Origin of the sequence: Flavimobilis marinus (assembly GCF_900113055.1) — a bacterium.
Taxonomy (GTDB): Bacteria; Actinomycetota; Actinomycetes; order Actinomycetales; family Cellulomonadaceae; genus Flavimobilis; species Flavimobilis marinus.
This window is the reverse complement of record NZ_FONZ01000003.1, coordinates 216,366-235,503: the sequence shown is the minus strand read 5'-3', so window position 1 is coordinate 235,503 and position 19,138 is coordinate 216,366. Positions and strand designations below refer to the sequence as shown.

20 protein-coding genes are annotated in these 19,138 nt (G+C 72.7%); 13 read left to right on the top strand and 7 right to left on the bottom strand.

Going from position 1 to position 19,138, the window contains the following annotated elements:
- Positions 1-13: 13 nt before the first annotated feature.
- Complete coding sequence (gene xylA, locus BMZ30_RS09790; RefSeq protein ID WP_093378016.1) at positions 14-1,201, bottom strand: xylose isomerase; 1,188 nt, start codon at positions 1,199-1,201, stop codon at positions 14-16.
- A gap of 66 nt (positions 1,202-1,267) precedes the next feature.
- On the opposite strand from xylA, the gene BMZ30_RS09785 reads away from it, so the two are divergent.
- Positions 1,268-2,644, top strand: coding sequence for an ROK family transcriptional regulator (locus BMZ30_RS09785; RefSeq protein ID WP_093378013.1), 1,377 nt, complete (start codon positions 1,268-1,270; stop codon positions 2,642-2,644).
- Between the two features lie 9 nt (positions 2,645-2,653).
- On the opposite strand, the gene BMZ30_RS09780 is transcribed toward BMZ30_RS09785, so the two are convergent.
- Positions 2,654-2,956 (bottom strand): (2Fe-2S)-binding protein, encoded by a 303-nt coding sequence (locus BMZ30_RS09780; RefSeq protein ID WP_093378010.1) that lies wholly within the window; start codon positions 2,954-2,956, stop codon positions 2,654-2,656.
- A gap of 122 nt (positions 2,957-3,078) precedes the next feature.
- Here BMZ30_RS09780 and mshA point away from each other — a divergent pair, with 122 nt between their 5' ends.
- Both mshA and BMZ30_RS09770 read left to right on the top strand, forming a co-directional pair.
- Positions 3,079-4,377, top strand: coding sequence for a D-inositol-3-phosphate glycosyltransferase (mshA, locus tag BMZ30_RS09775; protein ID WP_093378008.1), 1,299 nt, complete (start codon positions 3,079-3,081; stop codon positions 4,375-4,377).
- A 70-nt stretch (positions 4,378-4,447) separates the two neighbouring features.
- Entirely contained in the window at positions 4,448-5,185 is a 738-nt protein-coding gene (locus BMZ30_RS09770; protein WP_093378005.1) for a phosphoglyceromutase, read from the top strand.
- A 77-nt stretch (positions 5,186-5,262) separates the two neighbouring features.
- Here BMZ30_RS09770 and phoU read toward each other — a convergent pair whose 3' ends face one another.
- Entirely contained in the window at positions 5,263-5,937 is a 675-nt protein-coding gene (gene phoU / locus BMZ30_RS09765) for a phosphate signaling complex protein PhoU (RefSeq protein ID WP_093378003.1), read from the bottom strand.
- 197 nt (positions 5,938-6,134) lie between these two features.
- Between phoU and BMZ30_RS09760 the strand changes: the two genes are divergently transcribed.
- The 6 genes from BMZ30_RS09760 (at position 6,135) to pstB (ending at position 12,280) form a co-directional block, all read left to right on the top strand.
- Positions 6,135-7,280 (top strand): sensor histidine kinase, encoded by a 1,146-nt coding sequence (locus BMZ30_RS09760; protein WP_093378000.1) that lies wholly within the window; start codon positions 6,135-6,137, stop codon positions 7,278-7,280.
- Complete coding sequence (locus BMZ30_RS09755; RefSeq protein ID WP_093377999.1) at positions 7,277-7,993, top strand: response regulator transcription factor; 717 nt, start codon at positions 7,277-7,279, stop codon at positions 7,991-7,993. Before BMZ30_RS09760 ends, BMZ30_RS09755 begins: the two co-directional genes overlap by 4 nt.
- Before the next feature lie 127 nt (positions 7,994-8,120).
- Positions 8,121-9,269 (top strand): phosphate ABC transporter substrate-binding protein PstS, encoded by a 1,149-nt coding sequence (locus tag BMZ30_RS09750; RefSeq protein ID WP_093377996.1) that lies wholly within the window; start codon positions 8,121-8,123, stop codon positions 9,267-9,269.
- Positions 9,270-9,366: 97 nt separating this feature from the next.
- Positions 9,367-10,338: a phosphate ABC transporter permease subunit PstC gene (gene pstC, locus BMZ30_RS09745; RefSeq protein ID WP_093377994.1), complete on the top strand. Its 972-nt coding sequence runs from the start codon at positions 9,367-9,369 to the stop codon at positions 10,336-10,338.
- Positions 10,338-11,441, top strand: coding sequence for a phosphate ABC transporter permease PstA (gene pstA, locus BMZ30_RS09740; RefSeq protein WP_093377991.1), 1,104 nt, complete (start codon positions 10,338-10,340; stop codon positions 11,439-11,441). The genes pstC and pstA overlap by 1 nt, the downstream gene beginning before the upstream one ends.
- A 59-nt stretch (positions 11,442-11,500) precedes the next feature.
- Positions 11,501-12,280, top strand: coding sequence for a phosphate ABC transporter ATP-binding protein PstB (pstB, locus tag BMZ30_RS09735; protein ID WP_093377988.1), 780 nt, complete (start codon positions 11,501-11,503; stop codon positions 12,278-12,280).
- 77 nt (positions 12,281-12,357) lie between these two features.
- Here the strand turns inward: pstB and BMZ30_RS09730 are convergent, their stop codons facing one another.
- Positions 12,358-12,834: a hypothetical protein gene (locus BMZ30_RS09730; RefSeq protein WP_229828737.1), complete on the bottom strand. Its 477-nt coding sequence runs from the start codon at positions 12,832-12,834 to the stop codon at positions 12,358-12,360.
- A 213-nt stretch (positions 12,835-13,047) separates the two neighbouring features.
- Here BMZ30_RS09730 and BMZ30_RS09725 point away from each other — a divergent pair, with 213 nt between their 5' ends.
- The 3 genes from BMZ30_RS09725 to ispF all read left to right on the top strand — a co-directional run bounded on the left by BMZ30_RS09725 (position 13,048) and on the right by ispF (position 15,001).
- The gene (locus tag BMZ30_RS09725; protein ID WP_093377986.1) at positions 13,048-13,530 is read left to right on the top strand and encodes a CarD family transcriptional regulator; all 483 of its coding nucleotides are present in this window, start codon (positions 13,048-13,050) and stop codon (positions 13,528-13,530) included.
- Positions 13,531-13,787: 257 nt separating this feature from the next.
- Positions 13,788-14,516 carry a 2-C-methyl-D-erythritol 4-phosphate cytidylyltransferase gene (gene ispD / locus BMZ30_RS09720; RefSeq protein WP_093377983.1) on the top strand — a complete coding sequence of 243 codons (729 nt, stop codon included), beginning with the start codon at positions 13,788-13,790 and terminating at the stop codon, positions 14,514-14,516.
- Positions 14,513-15,001 (top strand): 2-C-methyl-D-erythritol 2,4-cyclodiphosphate synthase, encoded by a 489-nt coding sequence (gene ispF, locus BMZ30_RS09715; RefSeq protein WP_093377981.1) that lies wholly within the window; start codon positions 14,513-14,515, stop codon positions 14,999-15,001. The genes ispD and ispF overlap by 4 nt, the downstream gene beginning before the upstream one ends.
- Before the next feature lie 16 nt (positions 15,002-15,017).
- Here the strand turns inward: ispF and BMZ30_RS09710 are convergent, their stop codons facing one another.
- From BMZ30_RS09710 to BMZ30_RS09700, 3 genes are read right to left on the bottom strand one after another with little or no spacing between them, the layout of a single operon-like run.
- Positions 15,018-16,088 (bottom strand): threonine aldolase family protein, encoded by a 1,071-nt coding sequence (locus BMZ30_RS09710; protein WP_093377978.1) that lies wholly within the window; start codon positions 16,086-16,088, stop codon positions 15,018-15,020.
- The gene (locus tag BMZ30_RS09705) at positions 16,085-16,519 is read right to left on the bottom strand and encodes an MmcQ/YjbR family DNA-binding protein (RefSeq protein ID WP_093377976.1); all 435 of its coding nucleotides are present in this window, start codon (positions 16,517-16,519) and stop codon (positions 16,085-16,087) included. The genes BMZ30_RS09710 and BMZ30_RS09705 overlap by 4 nt, the downstream gene beginning before the upstream one ends.
- On the bottom strand, positions 16,516-17,829 hold the full coding sequence (locus tag BMZ30_RS09700) for a D-arabinono-1,4-lactone oxidase (protein ID WP_093377972.1): 1,314 nt from the start codon (positions 17,827-17,829) through the stop codon (positions 16,516-16,518). Before BMZ30_RS09700 ends, BMZ30_RS09705 begins: the two co-directional genes overlap by 4 nt.
- Positions 17,830-17,917: 88 nt before the next feature.
- On the opposite strand from BMZ30_RS09700, the gene BMZ30_RS09695 reads away from it, so the two are divergent.
- On the top strand, positions 17,918-19,108 hold the full coding sequence (locus BMZ30_RS09695) for an alanine racemase (protein WP_093377969.1): 1,191 nt from the start codon (positions 17,918-17,920) through the stop codon (positions 19,106-19,108).
- Positions 19,109-19,138 lie beyond the last annotated feature (30 nt).

The window sequence follows — 19,138 nt, the reverse complement described above, 5'->3', positions numbered from 1 at the left end:
GGAGGGACGTGTGTCAGCGGGCGCCGAGCGCGTGCTCGAGGGCCAGCTGGTTGAGGCGGACGAAGTGGAAGCCACGCTCGGCGACGGCGTCGACGTCGAGCTCCTCGTACGCGCTGGGGTCGTTCAGCAGGTCCTGGATCGTCTCGCCCTCGGCCAGCGTCGGCTGGGCGAGCTCGAAGACGCCGGACGCCTCGAGGGCCTCCTGGACCTCGGGGTCGGCACGGAAGGCCTGGGCGCGCTCCTTGAGCAGGATGTACGTGGCCATGTTGGCGGCCGCGGAGTCCCAGACGCCGGTGAAGTCCTCGGTGCGCGAGGGCTTGTAGTCGAAGTGGCGGGGGCCGTCGTACTTCGGGCCGCCGCTCGGGAAGCCGTTCTCCACCAGGTCGACGGTCGCGAACGCGGAGAAGAGGTCGCCGTGGCCGAACACGAGGTCCTGGTCGTACTTGATGGACCGCTGGCCGTTGAGGTCGATGTGGAAGAGCTTGTCCGCCCACAGCGCCTGCGCGATGCCGCTCGTGTAGTTGAGGCCGGCCATCTGCTCGTGACCCGTCTCCGGGTTGAGGCCGACGATGTCGCCGTGCTCGAGGCGCGCGATGAACGCGAGCGCGTGACCGACGGTCGGCAGCAGGATGTCGCCGCGCGGCTCGTTGGGCTTGGGCTCGATCGCGATACGCAGGCCGTAGCCCTTGTCCTTGATGTACGCGGCGACCGAGTCGATGCCCTCGGCGTAGCGGTCGTGCGCGGCGTTGAGGTCCTTGGCGGAGTCGTACTCCGCGCCCTCGCGGCCGCCCCACATGACGAACGTGTCGGCGCCGAGCTCGGCGGCGAGGTCGACGTTGCGCAGCACCTTGCGCAGGCCGTAGCGGCGCACCCGGCGGTCGTTCGAGGTGAACGCGCCGTCCTTGAAGATCGGGTGGCTGAACGTGTTGGTCGTGACCATCTCGACCTTGATGCCGGTCTCGTCCAGGGCCGTCTTGAAGCGGTCGAGGATCGAGTCACGCTCGGCGGCGCTGGAGCCGAACGGCACCACGTCGTCGTCGTGGAAGGTCACGTACGAGGCGCCGAGCTCAGCGAGCTTGTGTACCGACTCGACCGGGTCCAGCCAGGCCCGGGTCGCGCTGCCGAACTGGTCCTGGGCGTTCCATCCCACGGTCCACAGACCGAAGGAGAACTTGTCTTCCGGGGTGGGCTTGCGCACCATCATTCTCTCCTCATCGAGATTTGTTGTATGAGTGAACTTATCCTCATCGCGCGGTAGGGTCAAGCCATGACACAGGTCACGACGGCGTCGTCTGGCACGCCGCGCAAGCGCACCGGCGCGGCGGTGCGGCGCGTCGCCGCGCGTCAGGAGGACATGCGTGACCACAACCTGAGCCTGGTGCTCGGAAACGTTCTCGACTCGCCGGACCCGATCTCTCGCGCGGACATCGCCGCGTCCACCGGTCTCGCCCGCGCCACCGTGTCGCAGCTGGTCGACCGCCTCGTCGCTGCGGGCATGATCGCCGAGCTCGAGCCCGTCTACCACGGCCGCGCCGGGCGCCCCGCGGTCCCGCTGGTGCCCGCGAGCGGGACGATCGCCGGCATCGGCCTCGAGGTCAACGTCGACTACCTCGGTGCGCGGTCGGTCGACCTCGCGGGCAACGTGATCGACCAGCACATCATCCTGGGGGACTTCCGCACGAGCGACCCCGACGTCGTCCTGGGCACCCTCTCCGTCGCCGCCGAGCGCGTGATCGCGACCACCCAGGCCCACGGTGCGCGCGTCGCGGGCACCTGCATCGCCCTGCCGGGCATCGTCGACCGCGACTCGGGGCCCCTCCGGCTCGGCGCACCGGCGGCGACCGACCCGCCCACGAACCCCGGCCCCCTCCGCCGCGCCCCCAACCTCGGGTGGTCGGACACCGACCTCGCACCGCTCCTCGACCGTGACCCGTTCCGCACCTTCGGCGTGTCCCTCGGCAACGACGCCAACCTCGCGGCCCTCGCGGAGCTGCGCGCCGAGCGCGGGGCGCACCAGAGCTTCCTCTACGTCTCGGGCGAGGTCGGCATCGGTGCGGCCATGATCTACGAGGGACGGCTGTTCGTCGGCGAGCGCGGCTGGAGCGGCGAGGTCGGGCACACGACCATCGAGCCCGGCGGCCCGCGGTGCGGGTGCGGTTCGCTCGGCTGCCTCGAAGTCTACGCGGGCAAGGACGCGCTCATGATGGCCGCCGGGCTCGACCGCAAGCTCGGCGTCGACGTCCTGGTCGACGCCGTGACCCGCGGCGACGAGCGGGCCCGCGCCGCCGTGGACCGGGCCGGCTGGGCGCTCGGCATCGCGCTCGCGAACTTCGTCAACCTGATCGACGTCAGCAGGCTCGTCCTCGGTGGGATCTACGCGCCGCTGACCGAGCTCCTCGCCCAGCCGGTGCGCGCCCAGCTCGAGATGCGCGTGCTGACCTCGCCGTGGGCGCACGTGGAGGTCGTGTCGTCGCTCGCCGGGCCGCAGGCGGCGATGACCGGCGCCGGCATGGCCGTGCTCCGTGACGTCGTCACAACGCCGGGGCGCTGGGGTGCGGCCGACCGCGACTCGTGGGGCATCGAGGCCCGCACCGACGACATCGACGAGCGCCAGGCGCGCGGCATGGGTCAGCTCACCGTCTGACCACCGCGCTCAGCGTCGGGCGCAGGCCCGGCCGAGCTCGATGTCGACGACCTCCGTCAGCAACCCGACGCACTTGCCGCAGCTGCCGCCCGCGCGCGTGGCGCGCTGGATCTCGTCCAGGGACGAGCACCCGGCCTCGTGGATCAGCATCCGCAGCTCGCCCGCGCTGACGTTGGTGCAGTGGCAGACGATGTGGTCGTCGGGGAGCGTCGCGGCGTCGACGACCGGCGCGGCCTCGTCGACGACGACGGCCGGCTGCGCGGCGAGCGTCGCGCGCAACGCCTCGAGCTTCGCACTCGCGTCAGAGTTCATGCCTCCAGGGTCACCCGCGACCCCCGCTCCTGGCTAGGACCTCCGGCCCGGGTGTTCCGTCCGGCCGAGGGACGCGAGCGCCGAGAGCGCCGGGGCGACCGAACGGGGAGATACTGGCGGGCATGCCGTCCGTGCCTCCCGACGACCGCCTCCGCGTCGCCATGATCTGCGTCCACACCTCTCCGCTCGACCAGCCGGGGACGGGCGACGCCGGCGGCATGAACGTCTACGTCGTCGAGCTCGCCCAGGCCCTGGCGCGGCAGGGGAGCGAGGTCGAGATCTTCACCCGGGCGACGTCGTCGGCCACGCCCGAGGTCGTCGAGGTGAGCCCTGGCGTGAGCGTCCGGCACATCACGGCGGGACCGTTCGAGGGGCTCGACAAGAACGACCTGCCCGGCCAGCTGTGCGCCTTCACCGCGGGCGTCCTGCGCACGGAGGCGAGCCGCACGGCCGGCTGGTACGACGTCGTGCACGCGCACTACTGGCTGTCGGGCCAGGCCGGGTTCCTCGCCGCGGACCGCTGGGACGTCCCGCTCGTGCACACCATGCACACCATGGCCAAGGTCAAGAACGCCTACCTCGCTCCCGGCGACCACCCCGAGCCGCGCGGGCGCGTGATCGGCGAGGAGCAGGTGGTCGAGGCCGCCGACGCCCTCGTCGCGAGCACCCCCGCCGAGGCCGACGAGCTCGTCGACATGTACGGCGCGGACCGCAGGCGCGTGCACGTCGTGCCGCCGGGCGTCGACCTGCGTCTGTTCCGGCCCGGCGACGGCGACCCGGACGAGGTCATGGCCGCCGAGCGCGTGCGGCTCGGGCTGCCCGACGGCCCCCTGGTGCTGTTCGCGGGCCGGGTGCAGCCGCTCAAGGGCCCCGACGTCGTCGTCGAGGCCCTCGCGGCGATGCGGGACGCCGGGCGCACCGTGCCCACGCTCGTCGTGCTCGGGGGGCCGAGCGGACGCCCGACGGCGCTGCGCGAGCTGCAGGCGCTCGCCGCGCAGGTCGGCGTCGCGGACCACCTCGTGCTGCACCCGCCCGTGCCGCGCACCGAGCTCGCGGGATGGTTCCGCGCGGCCGACCTCGTCGTCGTGCCCTCGCACAGCGAGTCGTTCGGGCTCGTGGCCGTCGAGGCCCAGGCGTGCGGCACCCCGGTCGTCGCCGCCGCGGTCGGCGGCCTGCGCACGGTCGTGCGCGACGGGGAGTCCGGGGTCCTCGTGCGCGGTCACGAGCCGGCGCGGTGGGGCCAGGTGCTCGCCGACCTGCTCGACGCGCCCGAGGAGCGGGCGCGGCTGCGCGAGGGTGCGGCGCGAGCCGGCGCGAGCTTCGGCTGGGACGAGGCAGCGTCGGCGATGCTCGAGGTGTACCGCGAGGCCCGGGACGTGCGCCGCGCGAGCCTTGCGGCGGCCCACCGTCCGACCGCCTGAGGCTGCTCGTGGCGCGCCCGGGGCCGAAAGGCCCCCTGACGCGGGCGGCCTCATGGGGCAGGATGGTCCCATGACCTACACCCTCGTGCTGCTCCGCCACGGCGAGAGCGACTGGAACGAAAAGAACCTCTTCACTGGCTGGGTCGACGTCCAGCTCACCGAGAAGGGCCGCGAGGAGGCCGCGCGCGGAGGCCGCCTGCTGACCGAGGCAGGCATCCTCCCCGACGTCCTCCACACGTCGCTGCTGCGTCGCGCGATCACCACCGCGCACCTCGCGCTCGACGCCGCGGACCGCCACTGGATCCCGGTCAAGCGCAGCTGGCGCCTGAACGAGCGCCACTACGGCGCGCTCCAGGGCAAGGACAAGAAGCAGGTCCGCGACGAGTTCGGCGAGGAGCAGTTCATGCTCTGGCGCCGGTCCTACGACGTGCCGCCGCCCGCGATCGAGGCGGGCTCGGAGTTCTCCCAGGACGGCGACCCCCGCTACGCCGACGCGCCCGAGGTCCTCACCGAGTGCCTCAAGGACGTCCTCGAGCGCGCGCTGCCCTACTGGGAGTCCGACGTCATCCCCGACCTCAAGGCGGGCAAAACGGTCCTCGTCGCCGCGCACGGCAACTCGCTGCGCGCGATCATCAAGCACCTCGACGGCATCGACGACGAGACGATCGCGGGCCTCAACGTCCCGACCGGCATCCCGCTCGTCTACGAGCTCGACGACGACTTCAAGCCCGTCGTCAAGGGCGGTCGCTACCTCGACGCCGACGCCGCCGCTGCGGCCATCGCGGCCGTCGCCAACCAGGGCAAGTAGTCCTGGCCTGAGCCCGAACGCCGACGGCGCCGGCCCCCGAGCGGGGACCGGCGCCGTCGGCGTTCGCGCTGCGCGCGTCAGGAGCTCTGGGCTCCCGGGACGCTGTGGTCGTCGCTGAACTGGCCGGTGACCAGGTAGAGCACGCGGCGGGCGATCGAGACACCGTGGTCGCCGAACCGCTCGTAGTAGCGGCCCAGCAGGGTGACGTCGACCGTCTCCTGCGCCGTGCCGTGCCACTCGGTGCCCAGCAGCGCCGCGAAGGTGTCCTGGTGCAGCGTGTCGAGCAGGTCATCGTCACGCTCGATGTTGTGCGCGACGGTGAGATCGCGCGTGGTGAGCAACGTCGTCGTGCGGCGAGCCACGCGGACGGCCGCCGCCTGCATCTCGGTGAACGTCTGCTCGAGGGGCTCGGCCAGCGCGCGCTTGGGGTAGCGGCCCCGGGCGACCTGCGCGATGTGCCGCGCGAGGTCGCCCATACGCTCGAGCGTCGCGCTCATCCGCAGGGCGGAGACGACGACGCGCAGGTCCGTCGCGACCGGCTGCTGCTGGGCGAGCAGGAGCACGCAGCGCTCGTCGAGGTCGCGCTCGATCGCGTCGATCAGGTGGTCGGAGGCGATGACCTGCTGGGCCAGCTCGAGGTCGGCCGTGAGCAGCGCGGTCCCCGCCTTCGTGATCGCACCCTCGACCAGCCGGCTCATCTCGGCCAGGTCGTCGCCGACCTGCTGGAGCTCGGCCTCGAAGATCTCCCGCATCGCACACCCTTTCCCCGCCCGGTCCGCCGGGCCCATCGTCGTCGCAGGGCAGGTGCGCCCCACGATCGACCACTGTCACAGTGTGGTGCTGCCGCCAGGTGAACGCACGCGACCGCCCAGGTGAACAGTTGGCGACCACCAGCGGCACAGCTGCCGCGCGGGGCCTGGTGGCGCCGGGGCGACCGTACGCTGAGCGGGTGGACGGGTACGAGATTCTCATCGCGGGGGCCATCGGGCTGGTGACCGGCGTGTTCGCCGCCAGCCTGTTCTTCGTGTCCGAGCGCCGGCAGAAGGAGATCCCGGTCGGCCCGCCGTCGGACCTCGACGACGGGCTGGTGCGGGCGCTGGCCGTGCTGCGCTCCGCCGCGGTGGTGGTGGACCAGGACAACGAGGTCGTGCGCGCGAGTGCCCCCGCGTACGCGCTCGGCATCGTCCGGCACGACGCGCTCGCGCACCAGGTGATCGCGGACATGGTCGACACCGTCCGGGCCAGCGGCGAGATCCTCGACGAGGAGCTCGAGGTGCCCCGGGGCCCCAGCGGCCGGGGCGACGTGCTCGTCCAGGTCCGCGTGGCGCAGGTCGATCCCCGGCACGTGCTCGTGCTCGTCGAGGACCGCACCGAGGCGCGTCGGCTCGAGGCGATCCGGCGGGACTTCGTGGTCAACATCTCGCACGAGCTCAAGACGCCGGTCGGCGCCCTGTCGCTGCTCGCCGAGACCGTGCAGGCCGCGGCCGACGACCCGGAGGCGGTGCGGAAGTTCTCCGCCCGCATGCAGTCGGAGGCGACCCGCCTGGGCGACCTGGTGCACGAGATCATCGAGCTGTCCCGGCTGCAGGTCGCCGGTGCCCTCCGGGAGGTCGGCGCCGTCGAGGTGGGGCCGGTCGTCGCCGAGGCCGTCGACCGCGCCCGCACGCGGGCCGGCGCCCGCCAGATCCGCCTGACCACCGCCGGGGACATGTCTGCCCAGGTGTACGGCGACCACAGCCTGCTCGTCACCGCCCTGCGCAACCTCGTCGACAACGCCGTGAACTACTCGCCCGACTCGAGCGGCGTCAGCGTCGGCGTCCGCCAGGGCCAGGACTTCGTCGAGATCTCCGTGGTCGACCAGGGCGTCGGGATCGACCCAGCCGTCCAGGACCGGATCTTCGAGCGGTTCTACCGGGCCGACCCGGCGCGCTCGCGGGAGACCGGCGGCACCGGGCTCGGTCTGAGCATCGTCAAGCACGTCGTCGCCGACCACGGCGGCGAGATCTCGATCTGGTCCGAGCCCGGGCAAGGGTCGACGTTCACCATGAAGATCCCGGCAGCTGCTGCCGGGCACCCGATCGAGGAGAAGGCATGACGCGCATCCTGGTCGTCGAGGACGAGGAGTCCTACGCCGAGCCGCTCACCTACCAGCTCGAGCGGGAGGGCTACGAGGTGGTCGCCGTCGCGAACGGCCCCGACGCGCTCGCGGCGTTCGACGATGGTGGCGCTGACCTCGTGCTCCTCGACCTCATGCTCCCGGGGCTGTCGGGCACGGAGGTGTGCCGCGAGCTGCGCACCCGCTCCAACGTCCCCGTCATCATGCTGACCGCGAAGGACACGGAGATCGACAAGGTCGTCGGCCTCGAGATCGGCGCCGACGACTACGTGACCAAGCCCTACTCCTTCCGCGAGCTGCTCGCACGCATGCGGGCCGTCCTGCGCCGGCACAGCGAAGCGGGCGCCGCGGCTCCCGCAGCACCGGAGGCAGACGACGACGAGGTGCTCGTCGTCGGCGGGGTGCGGATGGACGTGGACCGGCACGTGGTGACGGTCGACGGCGCGCCGGCGCCGTTCCCGCTCAAGGAGTTCGAGCTGCTGGAGGTGCTGCTGCGCAACGCCGGGCGCGTCCTGACCCGCGGCCAGCTGATCTCGCGCGTGTGGGGGTCCGACTACGTCGGCGACACCAAGACGCTCGACGTCCACGTCAAGCGCGTGCGGTCCAAGATCGAGGCCGACCCGGCGAACCCCCGCCTGCTCGTCACGGTGCGCGGGCTCGGCTACAAGATCGCCGACGACGCGACCTCCTGAGCAGCCGCGCGGGAGGCGATGTGCACTGTTCATCGCCCGTTCACCGAGCGGGGGCCTAGCGGTCAACCAGCCTGCCTAACGTCGAGCACAGAGCGCGGGAGTCCCGCGCAGAGACTCGACTCACAGGATGGAAGATTCAGTGAATCTCAGCCGTATCAGCACGCGTTCCGCGGTCCTCGTCGGTGCACTCGCCCTGACCCTGACGGCGTGCAGCTCCGACTCCGAGAGCCCGACGTCGACCACGCCCGGCGCCACGGGCGGGGGCGAGACGCAGAGCCAGGAGCTCAGCGGGAACCTGGCCGGCGCGGGCGCGTCCTCGCAGGGCAAGGCCATGGAGGGCTGGATCGCCGGGTTCAACGAGATGGCCCCTGACGTCATCCTCTCGTACGACCCCGCCGGATCCGGCTCGGGGCGCGAGCAGTTCCTCGCGGGTGCCGTGCAGTTCGCCGGCTCCGACGCCGCGCTCAAGGAGGAGGAGCTCACCGCCGCCCAGGAGCGCTGCTACGGCGGCGAGGCCATCGAGGTGCCCCTCTACATCAGCCCGATCGCCGTCATCTACAACCTGCCGGGCGTCGCGGCCGAGAACCTCCAGATGTCCGCCGAGACCCTCGCGAAGATCTTCAACGGCGACATCACGAGCTGGAACGACCCGGCGATCGCTGCGGAGAACGAGGGCGTCGAGCTGCCCGACCTCACCATCATCCCCGTGAACCGCTCCGACGAGTCCGGCACCACCGAGAACTTCGTCGAGTACCTCGCGGACGCCGGCAACGGCGCCTGGCCGCACGAGGTCTCCGGCGACTGGCCCGTCAGCGGCGGCCAGTCCGGCAAGGGCACGCAGGGCGTCGTGGACACCGTCTCTGCCGCCGAGGGCACCATCGGCTACGCCGACGCGTCCCGCGCCGGCGACCTCGGCACCGTGGCGATCAAGGTCGGCGAGGAGTACGTGCCGTTCTCGCCCGAGGCCGCAGCCAAGGTCGTCGACGCCTCGCCCCGCGCCGAGGGCGCGACGGACAAGCGCCTGATCGTCGAGCTCGACCGCACGACGACCGAGGCCGGTGCCTACCCGCTCGTCCTGATGTCCTACTCGCTGGCCTGCTCGGTCTACGAGGACGCCGCGGACGTCGCGAACGTCAAGGCGCTGTTCACCTACATGGCGAGCGAGGACGGCCAGGCTCGGGCCGCTGACCCGGCCGTGGCCGGCTCCGCCCCGATCTCGGACGCGCTGCGCACCGAGGTCATGGCGGCGATCGACTCGATCGCGGTGGCCAGCTGATCCACGCTCGACCCACGCCAGGACGGACGCACCCCCGCGGTGCGTCCGTCCAGGCGTGAACAGGACCCCCAGACCTTCGAGACCTGACGGAGAACTCGTGGCTGTATCGAGCCCGACCACCGACCTCGCGCCGGCGCGCAGCGCCCGCCACCGGGGGCGCCTGCCTGACCGCGTGTTCCACGGCCTGTCGGCGGGTGCCGGCTGGTTGATCCTCGTGGTGCTCGCGGCGGTCGCGATCTTCCTGTTCCTGCGCGCCTGGCCGGCACTGTCCGCGTCCGCGGAGGACCTGAACGCGATCTCGTGGATGAACGGGGCCTCGATCGCGACCTACGTCGGTCCGCTGATCTTCGGCACGCTGCTGTCCGCGCTCCTCGCGCTCGTGATCGCCGTGCCGCTCTCGCTCGGGATCGCGCTGTTCATCTCGCACTACGCGCCCCGCAAGCTGGCGCAGGGCCTCGGCTACGTGATCGACCTGCTCGCAGCCATCCCGAGCGTCGTGTACGGCCTGTGGGGCGCGCTGTGGCTCGCTCCCGTGCTCGACCCGGTCTTCGGGTGGCTCAGCGGCACGCTCGGGTTCATCCCGCTGTTCGAGGGCTACACCGCACCGGCGCGCAACGTCATGGCCGCCTCGGTCGTGCTGGCCGTGATGATCCTGCCGATCATCAGCGCCGTCGCCCGCGAGGTCTTCCTGCAGACGCCGCGCCTGCACGAGGAGGCCGCGCTCGCGCTGGGCGCCACCCGCTGGGAGGTCGTGCGCATGGCCGTCCTGCCGTTCGGCCGGTCCGGGCTCATCAGCGCGTCGATGCTGGGCCTCGGTCGCGCGCTCGGCGAAACGATGGCCGTGCTGATGATCCTCTCGCCCGGCTATGCCGTCTCGTTCTTCCTCCTCCAGCCCGGGCAGCACCAGTCGATCGCGGCGAACATCGCCGCGAAGTTCCCCGAGTCCAGCGGGTTGTCGGTCAGCGTCCTGATCGCTACCGGCCTCGCGCTGTTCGTGATCACCCTGCTGGTCAACCTGGCGGCGCGCGCGATCATCGCCCGCCGCGCCGAGTTCTCCGGAGCCAACTGATGACGACGCCCACCCCGCTCGCCCGCGCCGCCACGAGCGCCCCGCTCGAGCCGGAGCCCCAGACTCCCTCGCCGCTCGCGCCGCGGGGCGGCCGGCTGCCCCGTTACGTGCCCTACGCCGTCGGCGCCGCCTCGCTGGTGTTCGCCTACCTGCTGCTGCTCGTCGTGGCGTCGCCCGGGATCCCGAGCGTCGTGGCGAGCGCCGCTGCGCTGTACGCGGTCGCGATCACGATCGTCTCGCGCGTCGTCGAGGGCCACCGCTGGGCCGTCGACCGGCTGGCGACCACCCTGGTCACGTTCGCCTTCGCCGTCGCCCTCATCCCGCTCGTCTCGCTGCTGTGGACCGTCGGGTCGAAGGGCGCGGCGCTGTTCTCAGCCGAGTTCCTCACGACCGACATGGTCGGCGTCTTCGGGGACATGACCTCCGGTGGTGTCGCGCACGCGATCGTCGGCACCCTCGCGGTCACCGCGACGGCCGCGTTGATCTCGGTCCCGATCGGCCTCCTCACGGCGATCTACCTCGTCGAGTACGGGCGCGGCCGGGTGGCGAAGGGCATCACGTTCCTCGTCGACGTCATGACCGGCATCCCCTCGATCGTCGCCGGGCTGTTCGCCTTCGCGCTGTTCACCCTGATCATGGGGCCGGCCTACCGCTCGGGTTTCATGGGCGCCGTCGCGCTCGCGGTCCTCATGACCCCGGTCGTGATCCGCTCGGTCGAGGAGATGCTCCGGCTGGTGCCGAACGAGCTGCGCGAGGCCGCGTACGCCCTGGGCGTGCCGAAGTGGCTGACGATCGTGAAGGTCGTGCTGCGCACCGCGGTCGCCGGGATCGTCACGGGCATCATGCTCGCGGTCGCCCGCGTGATCGGCGAGACCGCGCCGCTGCTGATCACCGTCGGCATCCTGACCCGCAGCAGCTGGAACGTGCTCGAGGGCCGCATGGCGACCCTCCCGGTCTTTGCCTACAACCAGTACCAGCAGGGCGGCGTCGGCGTGGACCGCGCCTGGGCGGCCGCGCTCACGCTCATCCTCATCGTGATGATCCTCAACCTTGCCGCGCGCATGATCAGCCGCGTGTTCGCCCCGAAGGGTGCGGCACACTGATGCTCGCGCCCGCTCGCCCCCTCCGCTCGTCCCGGCCCCAGGGCCCTGGAAGGAAATCCATGTCCAAGCGCATCGACGTCGACCACCTCAACGTCTTCTACGGTGACTTCCTCGCCGTCGAGGACGTCTCGATGACCATCGAGGCGAAGTCGGTCACCGCGCTGATCGGGCCGTCGGGCTGCGGGAAGTCCACCTTCCTGCGCACGCTCAACCGTATGCACGAGGTCATCCCTGGCGCCCGGGTCGAGGGCAGCGTGGTCGTGGACGGTCAGAACCTCTACGCCTCGGAGGTCGACCCGGTCGAGGTCCGCCGCCAGGTCGGGATGGTCTTCCAGCGCCCGAACCCCTTCCCGACGATGTCGATCGCGGAGAACGTCCTCGCTGGCGTCAAGCTCAACAACAGCCGGATCTCGAAGTCCGACGCGGAGGAGCTCGTCGAGGGATCCCTGCGCGGGGCGAACCTGTGGAACGAGGTCAAGGACCGCCTCGACCGCCCGGGATCGTCGTTGTCCGGCGGGCAGCAGCAGCGCCTGTGCATCGCGCGCGCGATCGCGGTCAAGCCGCAGGTGGTGCTCATGGACGAGCCGTGCTCGGCGCTGGACCCGATCTCCACCCTCGCGATCGAGGACCTGATCGCCGAGCTCAAGAACGACTACACGATCGTGATCGTCACCCACAACATGCAGCAGGCTGCTCGGGTGAGCGACCGGACCGCGTTCTTCAACATCGCGGGCACGGGCAAGCCTGGCCGTCTGATCGAGATGGACGACACCGCGACCATGTTCTCGTCGCCCAGCGAGAAGGCGACCGAGGACTACATCTCGGGCCGCTTCGGCTGAGCCGCCGGCCGAGGCGCGAAACGAGCACACTCTGGCTCGGCCGAGCCGAGCGGAAGTGTGCTCGGACGAGCGGGGGGTCAGGAGGTGGGGACGAGGTCCGTGTACTCGGGGAGCGTGCCGTCCAGCACGGGCACGTGCACGAGCTCGCCCTCGGTGCCGGTGGCCCCGACGACGAGGTCGAGGTTGGCGCCGGGTGCCTCGGCGACGGCGTCGATCAGCAGCTCCTCGCCGTCCTCGCCGCCGATCAGCAGGTTGCTGCCCGCCTCGACGTCGACGCTCAGGTCGCCGATCTGGACGGTGACGTCCTGCGTGCCACGGTTGGCGACGGCCCCCTGCACCGCGCCGGGCTCGCCCTGGGCGGAGGTGATGACCATGAGGTTCTCGACGCGGACGGTGTCGCTGACGTCGACCCGGACGCCGTCGGAGGCCGCGTACTCCTCCTGCGTCGTGATGGGCGCGCAGGCACCGAGGGTGACGACCAGCGCAGCGGCGGCGGTCCGGGCCAGCAGGCGCGGCGAGCGCCGGGAGGCGGGGGCGTTCTGCTGGTGGTTCACGCAGGCTCCTCGAGAACAGGACGGATATCAGGTCCACCTTACCGGGCGCAGGGCCCGGGCCGTCTCGGGCGGCCCCCCGCCACGCCCGGACCACGCCCGAACCGCGGCCGGAGGATGGGCAGGACCGTGACCAGGGTGAATGGTGCGTATACCTCGGAACCGGCGAATCTGCGCGTGATAAGATGGGCATTCCGCGAAAGGGGACACCTGCAGATGACGTTCGAAGTTGGGGAGACTGTTGTCTACCCGCACCACGGTGCAGCGCTGATCGAAGAGATCAAGATCCGGTCCATCCGCGGCGAGGAGAAGATGTACCTCAAGCTGAAGGTCGCCCAGGGCGACCTGACGATCGAGGTACCGGCAGAGAACGTCGACCTCGTCGGCGTGCGTGACGTCGTCGGCCAGGAAGGCCTCGACCAGGTGTTCGAGGTGCTGCGTGCGCCCTACACCGAGGAGCCCACCAACTGGTCCCGCCGGTACAAGGCGAACCTGGAGAAGCTCGCGTCCGGTGACGTGATCAAGGTCGCCGAGGTCGTGCGCGACCTCTCGCGCCGGGATGCCGACCGTGGCCTGTCCGCCGGGGAGAAGCGCATGCTCTCCAAGGCGCGCCAGATCCTCGTCTCGGAGCTGGCCCTGGCCGAGCACACCGAGGAGGACAAGGCCGAGGCCATCCTCGACGAGGTCCTCGCCTCCTGAACCACCCGGTCCCGGCCCCGCCGCCCGGACCGTGCAAGGCCCCGGCCCCACCAGGGACCGGGGCCTTCGCGCTGCCCGCGCCCTCCGCCCTGCGCCCCGCGCCCCGCCCCCCCCGACAGAGCGCCGAGTCCGATAGCTCTGCCCCGAGCGCGATAGGAGGGGCTGTCGGACTCGGGACGCGACTATCGGACTCGCGGGCTTGCGGGCCGGCCTGGCTGCGTGGCGAGCGGTCGGCGCCCGCCCAGTACGGTGAGCCCATGACCTGCACAGTGATCCTCACGGCGGCCGGGACGGGCACGCGGCTGGGTCACGCCCTGCCCAAGGCGCTCGTCCCCCTCGACGGCACCCCGCTCGTCGCGCACGCGGCGCGCCGCCTCGCCGCAGCGCCGAGCGTCGACCGGCTCGTCGTCACGGCCCCGGCCGGGTACGTCGACGACGTGCGCAGGGCCGTCGAGGCCCACCTGGGCCGGGACATCCCGGTGCTCGTCGTGCCCGGCGGAGCCAGCAGGCAGGAGTCGGTCGCCCGCGGCCTCGCCGCGATCGACCTCGAGGGTGTCGCCGACGACGAGGTCGTCCTCGTGCACGACGCGGCCCGCTCCCTCGCGCCCGCGGACCTCGTCGAGCGCGTGGTCGCCGCCGTCCACGCCGGCCACCCGGGCGTCATCCCCGTGCTGCCCGTGACGGACACCGTCAAGCGGGTCGGGCCGGACGAGCCCGACGGCGCCCCCGTGGTCGCGACGGTCCCGCGCGGCGACCTGCGGCGCGTGCAGACACCCCAGGGATTCCGGCGGGACGTGCTGCTCGCCGCGCACGCCGCGCAGTCCGCCCTCGCGGGGGACGAGGCGACGGCCGCCACCGACGACGCCGCGCTGCTCGAGGCCGCCGGGCACGAGGTGTGGGCCGTGGCCGGGGACGAGCTCGCCATGAAGATCACGACCCGGCGTGACCTCGCGGTCGCCGCCGTGCTGACGGAGGAGGGCGCATGAGCCAGCCACTGCCCCGGACGGGGATCGGCGTCGACGTGCACGCCTTCGCGCCGGAGGGCTCCGACCGCCCGATGTGGCTCGCGGGGCTCCTGTGGCCGGGCGAGCGCGGGCTCGACGGCCACTCCGACGCCGACGCCGCCGCGCACGCCGCCGCGGACGCCCTGTTCTCGGCGGCGGGCCTGGGCGACCTGGGCTCGAACTTCGGCACGGCGGCGCCCGAGTGGGCGGGCGCGGCCGGGGTCGTGCTGCTGGCCGAGGCCGCGCGGCGCGTGCGCGACGCGGGCTTCGAGATCGGCAACGTCGCGGTGCAGGTGGTCGGCAACCGCCCCAAGGTGGGCCCGCGCCGGGCGGAGGCCGAGGCCGCGCTCTCCGCCGCCGCCGGGGCGCCGGTCACCGTGAGCGCGACGACCACCGACGCCCTCGGGTTCACCGGCCGCGGCGAGGGCGTCGCGGCGATCGCGACGGCGCTCGTCGTGGCGCGCTGAGCGCCCCGAGAACGCGTCAGGCGCCCATCTCGGTGCGCACCGCGGCCACGAAACCGTCGACGTCGTCGGTGGTCGTGTCCCACGAGCACATGAGCCGCACCTCGCCGGTCGCGGGAGCCCAGACGTAGAACGGCACGCGCTCCTGCAGGCGCGCCGTCACGTCGGGCGGCAGGATCGCGAAGACGCCGTTCGCCTGCACCTGGTGCGTGACCTGCACCCCCGGCACCTGCGCGAGCCCGGCCCCCAGGCGCGCGGCCATCGCGTTCGCGTGGCTGGCGGACCGCTGCCACAGGTCGGTGCCGTAGAGCGCGAGCAGCTGGGCGGAGACGAACCGCATCTTGGAGGCGAGCTGCGTCGAGTGCTTGCGCACCAGCGCGGGGCGGCGCACGGCGTCGGGGTTGAGCACCACGATCGCCTCGGCACCGAGCAGGCCGTTCTTCGTCCCTCCCCAGGAGACGACGTCGACGCCCACGTCCGTCGTGATCGCACGCAGCGGGACGTCGAGCGCCGCAGCCGCGTTGGACAACCGGGCCCCGTCCAGGTGCACCGTCATGCCCAGCCCGTGGGCGTGGTCGCACAGCGCGCGCAGCTGGTCGGGGGAGTAGAGGGTGCCGAGCTCGGTCGACTGGGTGACCGTGAGCACGCTGGGCTGTGCTCGGTGCTCGTTGCCGAAGCCCCACGCCTCGCGGTCGACGAGCTCGGGCGTCAGGCGCGCCTCGGGTGCGGGCACGGCGAGCATCTTGATCCCCGCGACCTTCTCCGGCGCGCCGCCCTCGTCGACGTGCACGTGCGCCCACGAGGAGCAGACGACGGCGTCCCACCGGTCGGTCATGGCGGCGAGCGCGACGACGTTGGCGCCGGTCCCGTTGAACACCGGAAGCACGGTCGCCTGGTCACCGAACTGCTCCCGGGCGAGGTCCTCGAGGGCCGCGGTGTACGGGTCGCCACCGTACGCGGCGACGTGCCCGCCGTTCGCGGCGGCGAGCGCGGCCAGCACCTCGGGGTGCACGCCGGCGTAGTTGTCGCTGCCGAACCCGCGGCGCGCGGGGTCGTGCAGGCGGGCGGGGGTGGCGGGCTGCGTCGTCATGCGGGTCCTCCGGGGCGGGTCTCGCCGGTCGGGTGCTGGTGCGTCACCGGTCGGTGGCGCACCGGGAGGCCGGACACGACGAGGTCGTAGGAGTCCTCGACGAGGTCGGCCAGGAAGGTGCGGTCGATGCGGGGGTGGAGCTCGACCGACACCCAGTGCCGCTTGTTCATGTGGTAGCCCGGGAGCACGTCGTCGTGCGCGGCGACGAGGCCCGGAAGCATGTCGGGGTCGACCTTGAGGTTGACCGTCCAGTGCGGGCTCACGCGCGCGTTGTGCATCACGAGGGCGAACATCTTGCGCCGGACCCGGAAGACCTCGGAGTCCGGGCCGAACGGGAAGTCGCTCGTGGCGTCCGGCAGCGCGAGGCAGAGCTCGCGCACGTGGGCGCGCTCCGGGGTGGACGCCGGCGCTCCCGGCTCGGCCGGGCTCATCCGAGCACTCGCGCGAGGTGGTCGTTGCGGAACCGGCCGGCGGGGTCCACCCGCGCGAGCACGCGCTGGGCGTCGGCGAACCGCGGGTACTGCGGCGCGAGGCGACGAGCGTCGAGGTCGTGCATCTTGCCCCAGTGCGGTCGCCCGTCGTGGGCGACCATGATGTCCTGCGCGGCGGCGAACAGGGCGCGGTGGTCGCCGCGGTGGAACTGGTGCACGGCGACGTACGCCGTGTCGCGCCCGTGCGCCGTCGACAACCACACCTCCTCGGCCGCAGCGAACCTCACCTCGACGGGGAAGGACACGGGCGTGCGGGTCCGGTCGATCCACTGCTCGAGCTCGGCGAGCACGCTCGGCATGGCGGCTCGCGGGAGCGCCCACTCGGTCTCGTGGAAGCGCACGCGGCGCGCCGAGACGAAGACCTCGTGCGACGGCGCCGTGTACACCCGGGGGCCGAGCGCCCGCGCGGAGATCCGCGCGAGAGTGGGTACGGTCCGCGGCGCCCGCGCACCGACACGGTTGGCGAGCTCGAACACCTGGTTGGACAGGAGCTCGTCGTCGACCCAGCCGCGGATGGGATGCAGCGGGGCGTCGTCGGCCGGCACGCGGTTGTTGCGCTTGGTCAGCGCCCGGTCGGTGTGCGGGAACCAGAACATCTCAACGTGCTCGTTGGTCGCGAGCAGACCGTCCGGTCCGTCGAGCTCCGCGAGCACGCGGGCCAGGGGCCACGGCTCCTCCACGGCCCGCAGCGTGAAGGCAGGCTCGACGGCGAGGGTCACGCTGGTCAGCACGCCGGCCGCCCCGAGCCCGAGCCGGGCGACCTCGAACAGCTCGGGGTCCGCCTGCGGCGAGACCTCCACGTGGCTGCCGTCCGCGAGGACCAGCCCGACGCCGCGCACCATCGTCGCGAGACCCGCCGCCACGCCACCCGTCCCGTGGGTCCCGGTCGAGATCGCGCCCGCGACGGACTGGCTGTCGATGTCCCCGAGGTTGCTCATCGCGAGGCCGCGGGCGGCCAGCGCGCGGTTGAGCTCGCGCAGCCGCAGACCGGCGCCGACGGTCACCGTGTGGGTCGCACGGCCCTCCGGACGGGGCAGCGGGACCGGCTCGCCCACGGTCCGCAGGGCGTCCACGGTCATCAGCACGCCGTCGGTGCACACGACCGGCGAGAACGAGTGCCCGCCGCCGACGACGCGCAGCTCGCGCGCCGAGGTCACGGTCGCGGCGACCTCCGCGACGGTGCGGGGCGCGACGATGCGCTCGGGCGAGCAGGAGGCGGATCCTGCCCAGCTCTGCCACGTGAGGGTCACACGGCACTATTGACGCAAGCAGGGTGCCGCGTCAACGCTGGGGTCGCAGACCGGGTGGCGGGTCGGCACGTCGAGGCGAGGAGCCAGCATGAGCCAGCGGGGGAGCGTGCTCGACGCGGGGACGACGGCGCGACTGTCGGCGGCCACCGCGCACGTCGCCGGTCCGGTGGCGGTCGTGGACCTCGACGCGTTCGAGGCGAACGCCGTCGACCTGGTGCATCGCGCCGGCGGGACGCCCGTACGCGTCGCGTCGAAGTCCGTCCGGGTCCGCGGGCTGCTCGACGACGTCCTCGCGCGGCCTGGGTGGGCGGGGGGGATGGCGTACTCGCTCGCGGAGGCGCTGTGGCTCGCCGAGCACGGGCACACGGACGTCCTGGTGGGCTACCCGAGCGTCGACCGGGCGTCGCTCGCGCGCCTGGCTGCCTCGCCCGAGGCGCGCTCGCGGATCACCGTGATGGTCGACGACGCCGCCCAGCTGGCGCTCCTGCCCCGGCTGGGCAGCGGCGGCCCGCCGGTGCAGGTGTGCCTCGACGTGGACGCGTCGTGGCGCGTGGGGCCCGTGCACCTCGGCGCGCGGCGCTCGCCCGTGCACACCCCGGCCGACGCCGCCGCGCTGGCCGGCGCCTGCGCGCGCACCGACGGCGTCGAGGTGCGTGGACTGATGTTCTACGAGGCGCAGGTCGCCGGGCTCCCCGACGTCAGCCCCGCGGTCCGGTTCGTCAAGCGACGCTCGATCGTCGACCTCGCCACGCGCCGCGCGGCCGTCCTCGACGCGGTCACCGCCGCGCTCGGGTACCGCCCGCCGCTGGTGAACTCCGGCGGCACGGGTTCGCTCGAGTCCAGCTCGGCCGATCCCGTCGTCACCGAGGTCACGGCCGGCTCGGGACTGCTGCTGCCGGCGTTGTTCGACGGCTACCGGAACGTCCGCCCCCGACCGGCGGCGTTCCTCGGCCTCGACGTCGTGCGCAGTCCGGCGCCCGGCCTGGTCACGGTCTTCGCCGGGGGGTACCCGGCGTCCGGGCCGGCGGGGCGCTCGCGGCTGCCGCGCGTCGTCGGGCCGCCGGGAGCTCGCCTGCTGCGGTCCGAGGGAGCAGGCGAGGTGCAGACCCCGGTGCGGCTCCCGCCGGGGATGGACCTGGGCGTCGGCGACCGGGTGTGGTTCCGGCACGCGAAGGCCGGCGAGCTCATGGAGCGCGTGCGCGAGGTCCATCTGGTGCGCGGGGACGCCGTCGTGGGCACGCTGCCCACCTATCGCGGGGAAGGGCGCGCCTTCGGGTGACCCGCGAGAGCCGGGCCCCCGGTAACCTTG